Annotated in this window: 16 protein-coding genes; all 16 read left to right on the plus strand. The window is 47.2% G+C overall.

The window, feature by feature from the left end; translation table 11 throughout:
- Nucleotides 1-8: 8 nt before the first annotated feature.
- The 16 genes from OCV69_RS06980 (at nucleotide 9) to OCV69_RS07055 (ending at nucleotide 11274) form a co-directional block, all read left to right on the plus strand.
- Entirely contained in the window at nucleotides 9-872 is an 864-nt protein-coding gene (locus OCV69_RS06980; RefSeq protein WP_154042046.1) for a CbrC family protein, read from the plus strand.
- A gap of 28 nt (nucleotides 873-900) precedes the next feature.
- Nucleotides 901-1179, plus strand: coding sequence for an Imm32 family immunity protein (locus OCV69_RS06985; RefSeq protein ID WP_158358438.1), 279 nt, complete (start codon nucleotides 901-903; stop codon nucleotides 1177-1179).
- A 58-nt stretch (nucleotides 1180-1237) separates the two neighbouring features.
- Nucleotides 1238-1675, plus strand: a complete 438-nt coding sequence (locus OCV69_RS06990) for a hypothetical protein (RefSeq protein ID WP_242965715.1) — start codon at nucleotides 1238-1240, stop codon at nucleotides 1673-1675.
- 88 nt (nucleotides 1676-1763) lie between these two features.
- On the plus strand, nucleotides 1764-2279 hold the full coding sequence (locus OCV69_RS06995; protein ID WP_148337435.1) for an SF0329 family protein: 516 nt from the start codon (nucleotides 1764-1766) through the stop codon (nucleotides 2277-2279).
- Nucleotides 2280-2303: 24 nt separating this feature from the next.
- Entirely contained in the window at nucleotides 2304-2591 is a 288-nt protein-coding gene (locus OCV69_RS07000) for a hypothetical protein (RefSeq protein ID WP_003524826.1), read from the plus strand.
- A 21-nt stretch (nucleotides 2592-2612) separates the two neighbouring features.
- Nucleotides 2613-2972, plus strand: a complete 360-nt coding sequence (locus OCV69_RS07005) for a hypothetical protein (RefSeq protein ID WP_158358439.1) — start codon at nucleotides 2613-2615, stop codon at nucleotides 2970-2972.
- 20 nt (nucleotides 2973-2992) lie between these two features.
- On the plus strand, nucleotides 2993-3772 hold the full coding sequence (locus OCV69_RS07010; RefSeq protein ID WP_154042481.1) for a hypothetical protein: 780 nt from the start codon (nucleotides 2993-2995) through the stop codon (nucleotides 3770-3772).
- Between the two features lie 12 nt (nucleotides 3773-3784).
- Entirely contained in the window at nucleotides 3785-4663 is an 879-nt protein-coding gene (locus tag OCV69_RS07015) for a DUF4261 domain-containing protein (protein WP_154042480.1), read from the plus strand.
- Complete coding sequence (locus tag OCV69_RS07020) at nucleotides 4664-4804, plus strand: hypothetical protein (RefSeq protein WP_165860625.1); 141 nt, start codon at nucleotides 4664-4666, stop codon at nucleotides 4802-4804. It begins immediately after the preceding gene.
- Between the two features lie 28 nt (nucleotides 4805-4832).
- Nucleotides 4833-5795: a helix-turn-helix transcriptional regulator gene (locus OCV69_RS07025; RefSeq protein WP_158358440.1), complete on the plus strand. Its 963-nt coding sequence runs from the start codon at nucleotides 4833-4835 to the stop codon at nucleotides 5793-5795.
- A 131-nt stretch (nucleotides 5796-5926) separates the two neighbouring features.
- Nucleotides 5927-6295, plus strand: coding sequence for a helix-turn-helix domain-containing protein (locus OCV69_RS07030; protein ID WP_117504955.1), 369 nt, complete (start codon nucleotides 5927-5929; stop codon nucleotides 6293-6295).
- A gap of 11 nt (nucleotides 6296-6306) precedes the next feature.
- Nucleotides 6307-6921, plus strand: a complete 615-nt coding sequence (locus tag OCV69_RS07035) for an ImmA/IrrE family metallo-endopeptidase (RefSeq protein WP_118562868.1) — start codon at nucleotides 6307-6309, stop codon at nucleotides 6919-6921.
- Nucleotides 6922-7026: 105 nt separating this feature from the next.
- Nucleotides 7027-7563: a hypothetical protein gene (locus OCV69_RS07040; RefSeq protein ID WP_057571415.1), complete on the plus strand. Its 537-nt coding sequence runs from the start codon at nucleotides 7027-7029 to the stop codon at nucleotides 7561-7563.
- 300 nt (nucleotides 7564-7863) lie between these two features.
- Nucleotides 7864-8517 carry a sigma-70 family RNA polymerase sigma factor gene (locus OCV69_RS07045; protein WP_057571414.1) on the plus strand — a complete coding sequence of 218 codons (654 nt, stop codon included), beginning with the start codon at nucleotides 7864-7866 and terminating at the stop codon, nucleotides 8515-8517.
- Nucleotides 8518-8924: 407 nt separating this feature from the next.
- Nucleotides 8925-9296: a hypothetical protein gene (locus OCV69_RS07050; protein WP_154042339.1), complete on the plus strand. Its 372-nt coding sequence runs from the start codon at nucleotides 8925-8927 to the stop codon at nucleotides 9294-9296.
- 235 nt (nucleotides 9297-9531) lie between these two features.
- Nucleotides 9532-11274: a recombinase family protein gene (locus OCV69_RS07055; protein WP_154042338.1), complete on the plus strand. Its 1743-nt coding sequence runs from the start codon at nucleotides 9532-9534 to the stop codon at nucleotides 11272-11274.
- The last annotated feature ends 365 nt before the right edge of the window (nucleotides 11275-11639 follow it).

The following is an 11639-nucleotide window of genomic DNA, read 5'->3' on the forward strand; positions in this document are numbered from 1 at the left end:
TGCGACTAATGACAGAATATCAGAAAACCTATATCGAACTAAAAAAACAGTTTGTTGCGACCAATGAAGGTCCGGACAGTGTCCGCGCTCTATATACCTTCAAGGAAGAACTTGAGCAGAGTGAGGATCAGCAGGCCAAGGAAGTGCTGGTGGATGTGTATGATCTACTGGACTTCAAGAAAGATGCCTATGAACTGCTCTGCCAAATCGGAAATCGTTCCGATAAAAAGACCCTCAAGCGGCTGGGCACGCTGAAGGACTATGCGGAAAACTGGGGCAATCATTATGCTCTCCCCAAGCCCAAAACGCCGGAGGAAAAGCAGAAAGAAAAGGAACGGCAGGCCCAGCTGGGCATGCCCGCCTTCCGGTATCACCCAAACCCTCTGGAAACTGGGGCTTTTGAGGAATCCGCAGACGGCGTTGTCTGCGACTGCTGTGGCAAGACGACCCATATTTTCTATACCAATCCGTTCTTTTCAGTGGAGGATATTGCATATCTGTGCCCGGCGTGTATCGCCAGCGGCGAGGCGGCCCGGAAATATGACGGCAGCTTTCAAGATGATTTCTCTGTGGACGATGGCGTAGACGATCCGGAGAAGCTGGACGAGCTGATCCACCGTACTCCCAGCTACTCCGGCTGGCAGCAGGAATACTGGAGGGCCCACTGTGGCGATTACTGCGCCTTTTTGGGCTATGTGGGCGCCAGAGAACTGCGGGCACTGGGTGTGCTGGAGGAGGTGCTGGACGACCCCATGTGGGACGAGGAGCAGAAGGGAATGATCCGGGAATCCGTCAATGGCGGGCATCTGCAATGTTATCTGTTCCAGTGCCTCCACTGCGGAAAGCACCTGGTCTGGATGGATTTTGATTGAGGAGTTTTCAAAAGGTAGGATACAAGCAATGAAAACTAAAACGCTGACCATTCAACTGAATGATGAACAACTGCCCATCCTCCCAGTGGAACCAGAAGTTCACCTCTCCTTTACCACTCATGCCGACGGAAATGAATTGGAGTTAACAGGAAACCGGGCGGGGCTGCTTCTATTGGCGAAAGCCGCTCTTGGTATGGCGGAAACCATTCGTGAGGATGGATTTCATATCCATTTGGATGACCTGTATGGCATCAACGCCGTGGGAAAAAGCATCCTGATCCGAAAGGAGGAACAATCAAAACCATGATTGAAAAAAACTTTTTCAACCCCGCCACAGATAAAAGGAATCAGATAGTAAAGGTGAAATGATGATGGATCTGTCCATAAAGGAAATAAGCATAGAAAATGAAAAAATCAACAGAGAGAAATTTTTTTCGGTAGGGTTTTGCCCAGAAATACAGCGGTATTTACTTTGCGTTCATATTTCGTGGGTTGTGGGATATGACCGGTATTATGCTATAGATGAGGAAGATATAGCGCTCTATGAAGAAAGTCCAGATGAATTTTGTCAAAAATATGCAAAGGAAATTAACGCTTACAGAACAGAAAGACTGCTTGGTGCAGGAGCATTAAGAGATTATGATTTTAGATGTTTACCAGATGAGATATTAAAGAGTTTGGATGGATACCCATCATTCAAGAGATATTGTTATACAAACGGAATGCTTTATGCCCAAATAAAGATAGATGATAGTTTCTTTACTATTCCGCCAATTCGTGATGAAAAACAGATGGATTGCTAAAATAAAGAAATTGAGGGCTATGGGATTGGAAATCTTTCGCCCGCCGATATGAAATTCCGAAGCAAGTTCAGAAAGGAGGCAAGTACCTATGTCAACCTGGAGCGGAATCCGAAACAAACTGGAAAGTGACTACCTGTGCCCGGCACTCCGGGGTCACATCCAGTATTTTGCCACCAGTTACAGCAAAAGTGCTGACCATGAGGGCCGGGCAGCCATTCGTGTGGACGGCGTGGAAGTGCTGCGGAGCAACTACTACACCTATTTTGAGAATGTGTGGACGAAATTCACGCAGCTCAGGTCAACAACCATGAAAGACTGTGACTCCACAAAGGAGGCAATCAACCTTTCTCATGCTCATGCACTGGAGCAGGGCACCTTTGACCAAAAGGTGTTCTATGAGGCGTTTGGTATCTTTGACAACCAGAGCATCGAGAAAAGCCTTGTCAGCGAGAATCCTCTTGTCCGCATCTTTGCTCTCCTGGATCGAAGGCTGGGAAAGCGCCGCCTGCTGGCTTTGGAGGAATCCATGGAGCAGGAGCTGGACTGGGTGCGGGCCTTCTATGTGACCCGGATGCAGGCAGAAGGGCTGATGGACAGAGAATAACGAGGGTTAGGAGAATTGTGCAGCATGAATTTTTCGGATATTGTCCAAGGTGAAGACGGTTTTTTGGTAGAACTGCGTTGTAATAACACATTTCAGGTGCAGTTGTTTGGAAAAATAAAAGCCTATCTTCTTGAAAATCAACCAGCATGGAAGGCAGCAGGAGCGATCCCTATTCCCGATGCAGTTGCTATGTTCAATCTGATTGACCAGCTGGCTGGTGGAAATCGGTATTGGAGCGAGGAAACAGGACGCCAGGCAGAAGATGCTCTTTTTGAATTACAGGAAATAATCGATTCGTTAGAGGAAACATAATTTCGGTGAGGAGGAATCACCATGTCACAGATCGCATCCTTTTATCTGCTCAAAAACGGCCGACGGCAGGAGCTGTCCAACGGCGACTGCTCCGGCGCGGTCTATATGTTCATCTGGGACTGGTGTGAGTACGAGCTGGATCTGGATGTCCGTTTTCCTGCGCCCCAGACGGAGGACACCCTGGACTGCGCTCTGCTGGAGGGAGAGCTGGCGTCTAAACTGCTGGCAGCTCTGCAGGAGCAGGACCTCCCGGAACTGGCCGCTGAAATTGCCCCGGACTGGGACCTGCCCACCGAGGCGGTGCAAAGCGGACTGGAAACGCTGCGCTCCCACCTGGAGCTGGTGCAGGGCAATACAGCCCTGCTGTATGAAATGATATAGACAGAAAAGGAGAAAAACTTATGGGACTTGACATTTATGCCGGGACGCTGACCCGGTACTATTCTCACAACTGGAAAACTGTTGTTCAGCAGTGGGCAGAGGAAAACGGATATACCTTCAACCGGATTACGCCGGATGGAGAACCTGCTGACAACGAGGAGGAGCTGTCCCCGGCCGAGGTTCAGGCGGCAGTGGAGGACTGGCGAGATCAGATCTTAACCGCCATTTCCCAGCCGAACCAGCCGCCCTACACTCCATGGCCGGAGGACAACGAGCGGCCCTATTACACCGATAAGCCGGATTGGGATGCCTTCGGCGCTATGCTGCTGGTAGCCGCCTGTCATACATACGAGGAACCGGTGCCTCCCACCGTGGAGAAGGACTGGGACTTCGGGGAGCATCCCCTGATTGCCCGCCTTGCATCGGACGAGGAGCGGGTGTGGTCCCTGTTTCGTGGGGCTACCTGGTGGCTCCCTCTTTCCGACAGCTTTCTGTTCCAAGGCCCTCTGCCCACCGATGATCAGACGATGATTGCCACTTTGGGCGGACTACGGAAGGAGCTGGAAAAGCTGAACCAGCTGGCGTGGCAGACCGATGAGGACACCATCCTTGGCTGGGCAGACACGGAGGGATACCCGGTAGACGGAACCGTAGACGCAGATGGACAGTACAGCAAGGCAGACATCCCAGAACACACCCAGTATGACACTCAGTCCCTGGCCAAGTTTGCCTTCTCCATGTTCTGGCGGGCCATGCGGTTTGCCGAGGAACAGCAGGTGCCCATCCTGCTGGATTATTAAGGGGGAAACCAAATGAGCAATAGAGCTTTCCAGCAAAACCTGAACGACAAAAAAGGCCCCCAGCCCGGTGACCCCTATCTCATTCAGATGCTGTTCAAAGAGCCGGTAGAAATGCCGGATAAAGAAAAAATGACTGCCGTAATGGAGAAGCACATCGGGTCAGCAGAGTGCTTCTGTTATGATAAGAAAATGGCCGGCTTTGCCGCGCAGGACCATATTGCAGAGTTCAAGGACGGAAAATGCCCGGTGCAGCTGATGGTGATGAAATGCGACAAGTTCAAGGGCAAAGGCTTTGATGCCTTTCTCATGAGCCAGATGTGGGACTGTCAGGAGGACCGGGAGAGAATCTTCCGGGAGTGCAAATATCAGGTGGTAGCCACCGATATGCTGGCTGCGGCGCTTCCGGCACTGGAGCGGGCCAACCTGGATGCCGACTTTTTGGAGGCCCTGGCGGAGCTGTACCCCACCTGTGAGGCATTCTATTTCCAGAACTGCGGCAAACTGTTTCTGGCGGAGGATGTGCGTTCTCACCAGATTGAAGGCCCGGACCGGTTCATCCGCTTTGGCGTCAATGTCCGCTTCTTCAACATTGAGGGCACCGAGGATATGCTCATCGACACGGTGGGCATGGGAACCCTGTTCCTGCCCGACCTCCAGTACCACTTCCACGGCATGGACCCCAACTGGGTGGTGAACCACGCCTACAACGCGGCGTCCTATATCCTGGAGCACGACAACCCCGTTGCGGATGGGGACCCCATAGACGGTATTCTGGAGGGCAGAATGAGCCGTGAAGTCCAGTGGAAGTGCCAGTATGAGGATTCCCTGATCCAGCCGCCCAGAGGAGTGCTGGATATCCACATGGGGAGCTATGCCTCGGGAGGACGCTGAATGAACGGCGTTGTGCTCCTGGTGGGCGGACTGCTGCTTGTGGCGGTAATCAAGCTGATTATGGATCGAAATTGGATTGGCCTACTTCTCTGTGCTGTCGCCCTGCTTCTGGTCTTTGGGGCTGGACACCATACAAAATAGGCCATTTTAAGAATCGAGGAGGTGAAGTATGCAGAATTCAACAAATATGCGGATACTGGAATTACTCCGGTTTCTCTATGAGCGGACCGATGAAAACCATCCCGCCACAGTATCTGACATCATTGCCCATCTGAATGGAAAAGGAATTCAGGCAGTGCGGCAGACTGTTTACGCAGATACCAATACGCTGATCGATGCAGGGATTGATATTGTGGTGGTCAAGAGTACCCAAAACCAATATTTTATTGGAAGCCGCCTGTTTGAGTATCCAGAACTGAAAATGCTGACAGACGCAGTAGCATCCTCGAAGATCATTTCTGCCAAGAAATCCGAGGAACTGGTACAGAAATTATGCTGTCTGACCAGCACACATCAGGCAGAACAGCTTCAAAAATTTGCTGCTTTATCCAGCCGTGTAAAACCGCATAATGAAAAGGTTTACTATATCATTGATAATATCCAAACAGCGATTGGAAACCATCAGCAAATTCGGTTCCAATACTATGAATATACTCAGGAAAAAAAGAAAATCTTGAAGCATGATGGATATTATTATGTCGTAAATCCTTATGCGCTTGAATGGAAAAATGACCATTACTATTTGATTGGATTTTCTCTGAAGCATCAGAAAATTGCTCACTTCCGTGTAGATCGTCTAACAAGCATAGAAAATCTTGAAACTTGCTTTATGCCGATAGAGGGATTTGATGTAGCCTCCTATACAAATAAAATGGTTGATATGTTTACATCAGAGTCATCGAAGGAAGTAACCCTTCTATGTGAAAACGAATTGATGAGAGTAATTATAGATCATTATGGAGAAGATGCTGCTGTTGATAGGTATGATGATACACACTTCACAGCCAAAATTGAAGTGAACCCCAGTGGAACTTTTTATGGCTGGATATTCAAATTCAAAGGGAAAATAAAAATTCTCTCTCCCAAAGAGTGCATTACGGAAATGCAGCAAATCGCTCAGGAATTTATATAGTGCAAAAGAGGTGTTATTGATTTTTAACACCTCTTTTCAAATGGAATTTTTGTCCTTGAAGTGAACGGATGTTCGATATACAATATAAGCAAGATGTTCGCAGTTCGTCGAACAAATGAGAGGTGAATGCTGTGGGCAATATAACTTTTGGATCATTTATAGCTGAGAAACGCAAGGCACATAAATTCAATTTACGCGATACAGCCAAGCATTTGAATATTGCTTATGGCTATCTGTGTGACATTGAACAAAGCCGCCGTCCTGCTCCCACTGGAGATTTTGTGGAACGCATCTCTGCCTTTCTGAATTTGGATAAATCAGAACATGAGTTGCTTTTGGATCTGGCCGCAAAATCACGCAATACAGTATCTGCTGATTTGCCAGACTATATCATGGAAAAAGATATTGTTCGGGCGGCCTTGCGTGTGGCAAAAGAAGTAGACGCTACCGATGAAGAATGGCAGACATTTATGAAAATGCTAAAGGAGCGTAAACGATAGGGGGGATAGCTTTGTCAATTCCACAAATCCGTACAGAAGCAATCGAGGCGGTAGGGCGAAAAATCCTGATGGAATATGATCCCTCTCTGCTATCCGGGCAACCATATCCTGTGCCAATCGAAACCATTATCGAGACAAAGTTTGATCTAATCCTGGAGTTTCATACACTAAGAAAAAACCCCAAGATATTAGGGGAAACAATTTTCGATGACGGTGCCGTTGTTTTATATGACCAGATACAGAGACAGTATCGAATGATTGCAGTAAGAGCCGGTACAATCTTAATTGATGAACGGCTTTGTGATCCGTCAAAATTAGGGCGGCTCCGTTTTACCTGTGCCCATGAGCTGGCTCATTGGGTACTACATAAGAAGTTGTACTCCGGTACAGGAGATGTTGCTGCATATAACGGAAATGTTTCTTCCGATGAAAGTCATGGCATAATTGAGCGCCAGGCAGATACTCTGGCTTCTGCTCTGCTGATGCCTTTACCGCAGATCAAAAAATGTTTTTACCGACTTAGAATGGGTCGGACAGATGAACAGCTCATTGCTGAAATGGCAAACATTTTTGAGGTTTCCAAGCAAGCAATGCAGATTCGTCTAAAATCCAGGAACCTGATATAACCAAAGAGTGGGAATAGAGAGAGGTTCTCCCCTCTCTCTATCTCCTCCGCTATGCTATTTTGTACCTAATATGTTCGCAATATTGCGAACAAGGAGGAATATTCTATGAGGAAAGAAAGCACAACAATTCAAAAATGTAACAGCAGACTAACAGCTTTAGGGCTTAACAGCGACGCTGCGTTTCATAGAAGCAGGCTGATTCTAAAGATTTACCGGGATGTAGTCTGGGTTCTGAGTGAACGGGCAGAAGAATTGCAAGAAACTGCTTGGATTATGGGAGAACAAGATATAGAGTCTGGCCTCTGCTATCTTGAAAATTTTGCACCAGATATTGAACTACAAGCCTTTGAAGAAAAAGTGTGCTGCCTTGTTCAAAATCAAATGCTGGTCAATATTATTGACCGTGCGCTCCTTCGTCTGAAACGGTATCCAGATCGAGGAGAACTTTACTATGAAATTTTGACTAAGCAATTCATCTATCGGTTCAACAGTACAGAGAAAGAATTGCTGGAAGAACTAAATATAGAGCGCAGTGTCTTTTATGACCGAAAACGAGAAGCTATCTATTTATTTTCTGTTTGCTTGTTTGGATATTCTATTCCAGAAGTCCTAGAGGAACTGCCCCGACTAAATCCCGACTAAATTCCGACAAATCCCCGACCTAATCCCTACTCCCTTCCGACTTCCGACCTGCTATACTTGGTATAGTGGCAGGAATGTGTTAAATTGAATACTTTTCTACATAAGGCCCGGCATTAACCGGGCTTTTTTCATTCCTGCTGTAATATGGCGGCAGGAATATGGCTGGAGGCGAAAACACTTCCGGCCTTTTTCTTTGCCCGGTATTAGGAGGCCGGTATGCGCTGGGAGGCGTACATAGCAAAATATCCATGACACCGTTCAAATTCACTGACTACCAAGAATTTGAACGGAGGAAAGGATATGACAAGAGTATTCATTTGGAAAAATAACAGCCCACAGGAATGGGAGGAAATCAGTTTTTCAGCGTTCAGTAAGGCACGCCGCAATGGTTGCTTTACTGGGCGCTTTTTTATTGAGACAACCGAAAATGTTGATGGTCACAACGAAAGAGTTATTACCGAGTGCTCACAAGCTCGTTATAAAACACATCGCCAAGAATTAGGAACTATCAATCAAGATGTGGTTCATACGAACTCTCCCCAAAGACACGATACCTATGTCTACTACTTTGCAGATGGATCGCGTTCTACGCTGGTTTTAGGAGCAGACGATACTTCCTGTGTCAATGGAGCTTGGATTGCCGAATTGCGAGAACTGGATCGCTTGGAATACAATAATCAACACACACAAACACGCCGTCACTGTTCTTTGGATGCTCAGGACCCCGAAGGAATGGGAGGGTACTATACAGGTGATGATATGGAACGCGTGCAGCTTGAATTGGAAGTAGAAGATTTTCTCACTTCACTTCCCAAAGACCTGGAACAAATTGCTCGCCTTTTGTGTGAGGGTTTTTCTGCCGCAGAAATTGCTCGTAAGCAAGGGGTCAATCGGTCCTCAATATGCAGAAAAATTAAGAAGATACAGGATGCCATGATGCACTATAATCCTTAAGCAACAAACCATCGAAAGCACAGCCCTGCCATTTTGGCAGGGCTATGCTACTTTTTGAATTAAATTTCGTAATCTGTGCAACAAACGGCCTCTGCCGTGGCCTACAAGTGAGAGGCACAAATGCCAGGGAAGGGCATTGGGTCCCTCAGTCTCTAAATTAACAGTAATAGGAGCGAACAGGCCATGAAACAAGAAACTGAAAATCGGCAACAGAGGCCGCAGATGATTTGCCTGTGTGCAACCTGTGCCAATGCTTTTTATAATGTTCCAACCATAAGGATTCAGCGCGTGGATCGCTATCAACTTGTAAAAGATACCTGTACTTATTGCGGGGTCCGCAATGGATATGACTATATCATTACTCCTCGTAAATCGACACGCCGTCATTCAGGAAATGAGGCGAGGTTATGAACAAGAAAGATGTCTGTGCAACCAAAATAGCCTATGTACGATTCACGGAAGATGATTTGGCAGACCTGGATAATCAAGTTCGTCGTGTAGGTGCGTCATCCAGAGGCGCATATATCCGCAGTTTAATTAAAGGAGTTCGTCCTGTTGAACTCCCTCCAGCAGACTATGTAGCTCTGATTGATGAATTAGCTAAACTTCGCCGCAGCATTGATACAATGGCAGCTCGCGCGGCGGACAACAAGGCGTCTGCACTCAGCCCTGTCGAATACTATACATTATCCAGTCTTACGGCGTTGACACTTCAAAAGATCCGGCTTGCAGCATTACCACAACAGTATCACTTACCGGAGGATATGAGCCATGAATGAAACAATTATTGACCGCACTTATGTGTGCTTAAAGTTGATTGATATGCTCTACAAAAAGGGACTTATCAACGAAGCAACCTATTTTAATGTGAAACGAACCTATCAGAACAAGTAGGTTTTTTGCGCTGGGTTGTCAAGGATGTCAGCCCAGCGTCCATATCATTGCAGATTAAAGATTTTTTGAGTATTCTCGTTTTGTCAGAAGAAATCAGGAACACTAAAGGAGGAAGATGCTATGTACAATATGTCTCCGTACTCATTATCTCGATCTTTTCGGGACAAACCCTGTCGGGCAGTCATATATGGCCGTGCCTCAACAGAACACGAGGCCCAGGTCAAAGCCTTGCAAAATCAGATGCAGTGGTATGATGATGTTGCTCGATTTCATCCTCAATGGAATGTTATCAACCGCTACATCGACCAAGGCATTACCGGAACTCAGGTCTATAAGCGGGATGCCTTTATGCGGATGATGGAGGATGCCAAACAGCAAAAATTCGATTTGATTGTCACTCGCGAGGTCTGCCGCTTTGCCAGAAATACGGTAGATGCATTGGTCTGTGTTCGCCAACTCGCCGCCATAGGGATTGAAGTCTATTTTGTGAATGATAACATTTGGACTCTTGACGGTGATGGCGAGTTGCGGCTGACCATTATGGCTACTATGGCACAGGAAGAGAGCCGCAAAATCAGTGAACGCTCTCTTGCAGGACAACGGGTCAGCCGCGAAAAAGGAGTCCTCTATGGAAACGGGAACATTTTCGGATATACCAGGAACAAACTCACCAAGCAGTTTGAAATTGATCCCGATCAGGCGGAAACTGTAAAAATGATTTTTGACCTCTATGATTCCGGCATGGGAGAAACCTTAGTAGCAAAAGAGCTAACCCGCCTTGGACGCAAAAACGGAGTAGGTAAGGTCAAGTGGGATGCTGGAAAAGTATCAAAGATCATCAAGCGAAAAAACTATCTGGGGTACACAGTTTACTGTCAGTCCTATTCCAATAACTATTTGGAGCAAAAGAGAATCAAGCGTGACGAGAGCGAGTTTGTCTATGTAAAAGGTGGCTTCCCTCAGATTATCTCGGAGGAACAGTACGAGCGGTGTAACGCCATTCGTCGCAGTAGGACCAAACGGCTGACTGATGAGAAAGGCCGTACACGGAGTTTTGGTATTCAGCAGGCTCAGAATGTGTGGGGCAGAAAAATGAGGTGTCGTTGTGGTTCTCCCATGCTTCGACATTGTTGGAGAACCAATAATGCAGGAAAGCCTATCTATGGATATGAATGCAAGCGACACCATGATACCCCCCGCATCCGCCTTCAGAATGAACAAGGCAATCCAACACCTATCTGTGAGATCAAGCCGGTTGGACAAAGCAAACTGGAACTGATGGCCTCCAAAATATTTGAGAGGGTATGGGGAGACCAAAAAGAAATCGTCCTCCAGACCTGCAAAATGCTGGATGCTTGCTACAAGCCAGACGCAGATCGTCGAGCAGATTTGATGAAAGCGAAAGATGATTCTGTTCAGTTGCTCCAACAACAGCTGGATGACTTGGTTGTAGTCCGTGCCCGTGGAGAGATTGAGCAGGATAAGTTCCTCCAGCGGACCATAGAAATTCAGCAGCAGATGGAGGCCCTTCGTCAGAGCAAAGCTCAAATTGCTTCAGAGGACTACAATCCCGGACGCCTGGATATGGAAGCCATTGAAGCAGCGTTGTGCGAGGCAGTTGAAATGCATGACGGTCTGGTAAGCGAGGATTTCATTGATCTCTTTGTTTCACAGGTTACACCACTGTCTGATTCCCGCTTTGCCTGGTGCTTGGACTTTTCTCCGCAGCCCACAGTTGCCTTTCTGAATTTAGCCGGTCAGAGGAAGTACACGACCTGCTCTATGGATAGTAAATTACACTTTGGTCCTTTTGCTGATGAGGAGGGGCACACCATCCCTTTTCCGGGCAGCCTGCGTCGGTGAGCTGCCCGGACAGCTCTAATTCAAAATGTACATCGTTATATACACAAGGTATGTACGGCGCAGGCTGCTCTGCACGAGAAAGGATATAAATAAGATTGGGATCACCGTAAGGTGAAAAAACAGAGGGGGTTCTGGCTGTTGGGCCAGAGCCCCTTTTTTCAAAGCAGACATCGCATCCGGCGGATGGATCATAAAAAAGGACAGAGGAGGGTCCGCCGCCCTTATGCGCTCTGATTTTCTGCATTGCCGGTATAGCGCACTTTTTCCGGTTTCTCGATCAATATCATTCTACTTTTCCTGTCTGCGCTGGTAAAACGTCGTTTTTATCGGTCTGTTCCCCCATAGCTTTTTCCCTGTACTTTAAC

Origin of the sequence: Alitiscatomonas aceti (genome assembly GCF_025567195.1) — a bacterium.
GTDB lineage: Bacteria > Bacillota > Clostridia > Lachnospirales > Lachnospiraceae > Alitiscatomonas > Alitiscatomonas aceti.

Bases quoted from the DNA above. Each gene is read 5' to 3' on its own strand.
- OCV69_RS06980 (WP_154042046.1), top strand. From the start codon at position 9: ATGACAGAATATCAGAAAACCTATATCGAACTAAAAAAACAGTTTGTT.
- OCV69_RS06985 (WP_158358438.1), top strand. From the start codon at position 901: ATGAAAACTAAAACGCTGACCATTCAACTGAATGATGAACAACTGCCC.
- OCV69_RS06990 (WP_242965715.1), top strand. From the start codon at position 1,238: ATGATGATGGATCTGTCCATAAAGGAAATAAGCATAGAAAATGAAAAA.
- OCV69_RS06995 (WP_148337435.1), top strand. From the start codon at position 1,764: ATGTCAACCTGGAGCGGAATCCGAAACAAACTGGAAAGTGACTACCTG.
- OCV69_RS07000 (WP_003524826.1), top strand. From the start codon at position 2,304: ATGAATTTTTCGGATATTGTCCAAGGTGAAGACGGTTTTTTGGTAGAA.
- OCV69_RS07005 (WP_158358439.1), top strand. From the start codon at position 2,613: ATGTCACAGATCGCATCCTTTTATCTGCTCAAAAACGGCCGACGGCAG.
- OCV69_RS07010 (WP_154042481.1), top strand. From the start codon at position 2,993: ATGGGACTTGACATTTATGCCGGGACGCTGACCCGGTACTATTCTCAC.
- OCV69_RS07015 (WP_154042480.1), top strand. From the start codon at position 3,785: ATGAGCAATAGAGCTTTCCAGCAAAACCTGAACGACAAAAAAGGCCCC.
- OCV69_RS07020 (WP_165860625.1), top strand. From the start codon at position 4,664: ATGAACGGCGTTGTGCTCCTGGTGGGCGGACTGCTGCTTGTGGCGGTA.
- OCV69_RS07025 (WP_158358440.1), top strand. From the start codon at position 4,833: ATGCAGAATTCAACAAATATGCGGATACTGGAATTACTCCGGTTTCTC.
- OCV69_RS07040 (WP_057571415.1), top strand. From the start codon at position 7,027: ATGAGGAAAGAAAGCACAACAATTCAAAAATGTAACAGCAGACTAACA.
- OCV69_RS07045 (WP_057571414.1), top strand. From the start codon at position 7,864: ATGACAAGAGTATTCATTTGGAAAAATAACAGCCCACAGGAATGGGAG.
- OCV69_RS07050 (WP_154042339.1), top strand. From the start codon at position 8,925: ATGAACAAGAAAGATGTCTGTGCAACCAAAATAGCCTATGTACGATTC.
- OCV69_RS07055 (WP_154042338.1), top strand. From the start codon at position 9,532: ATGTACAATATGTCTCCGTACTCATTATCTCGATCTTTTCGGGACAAA.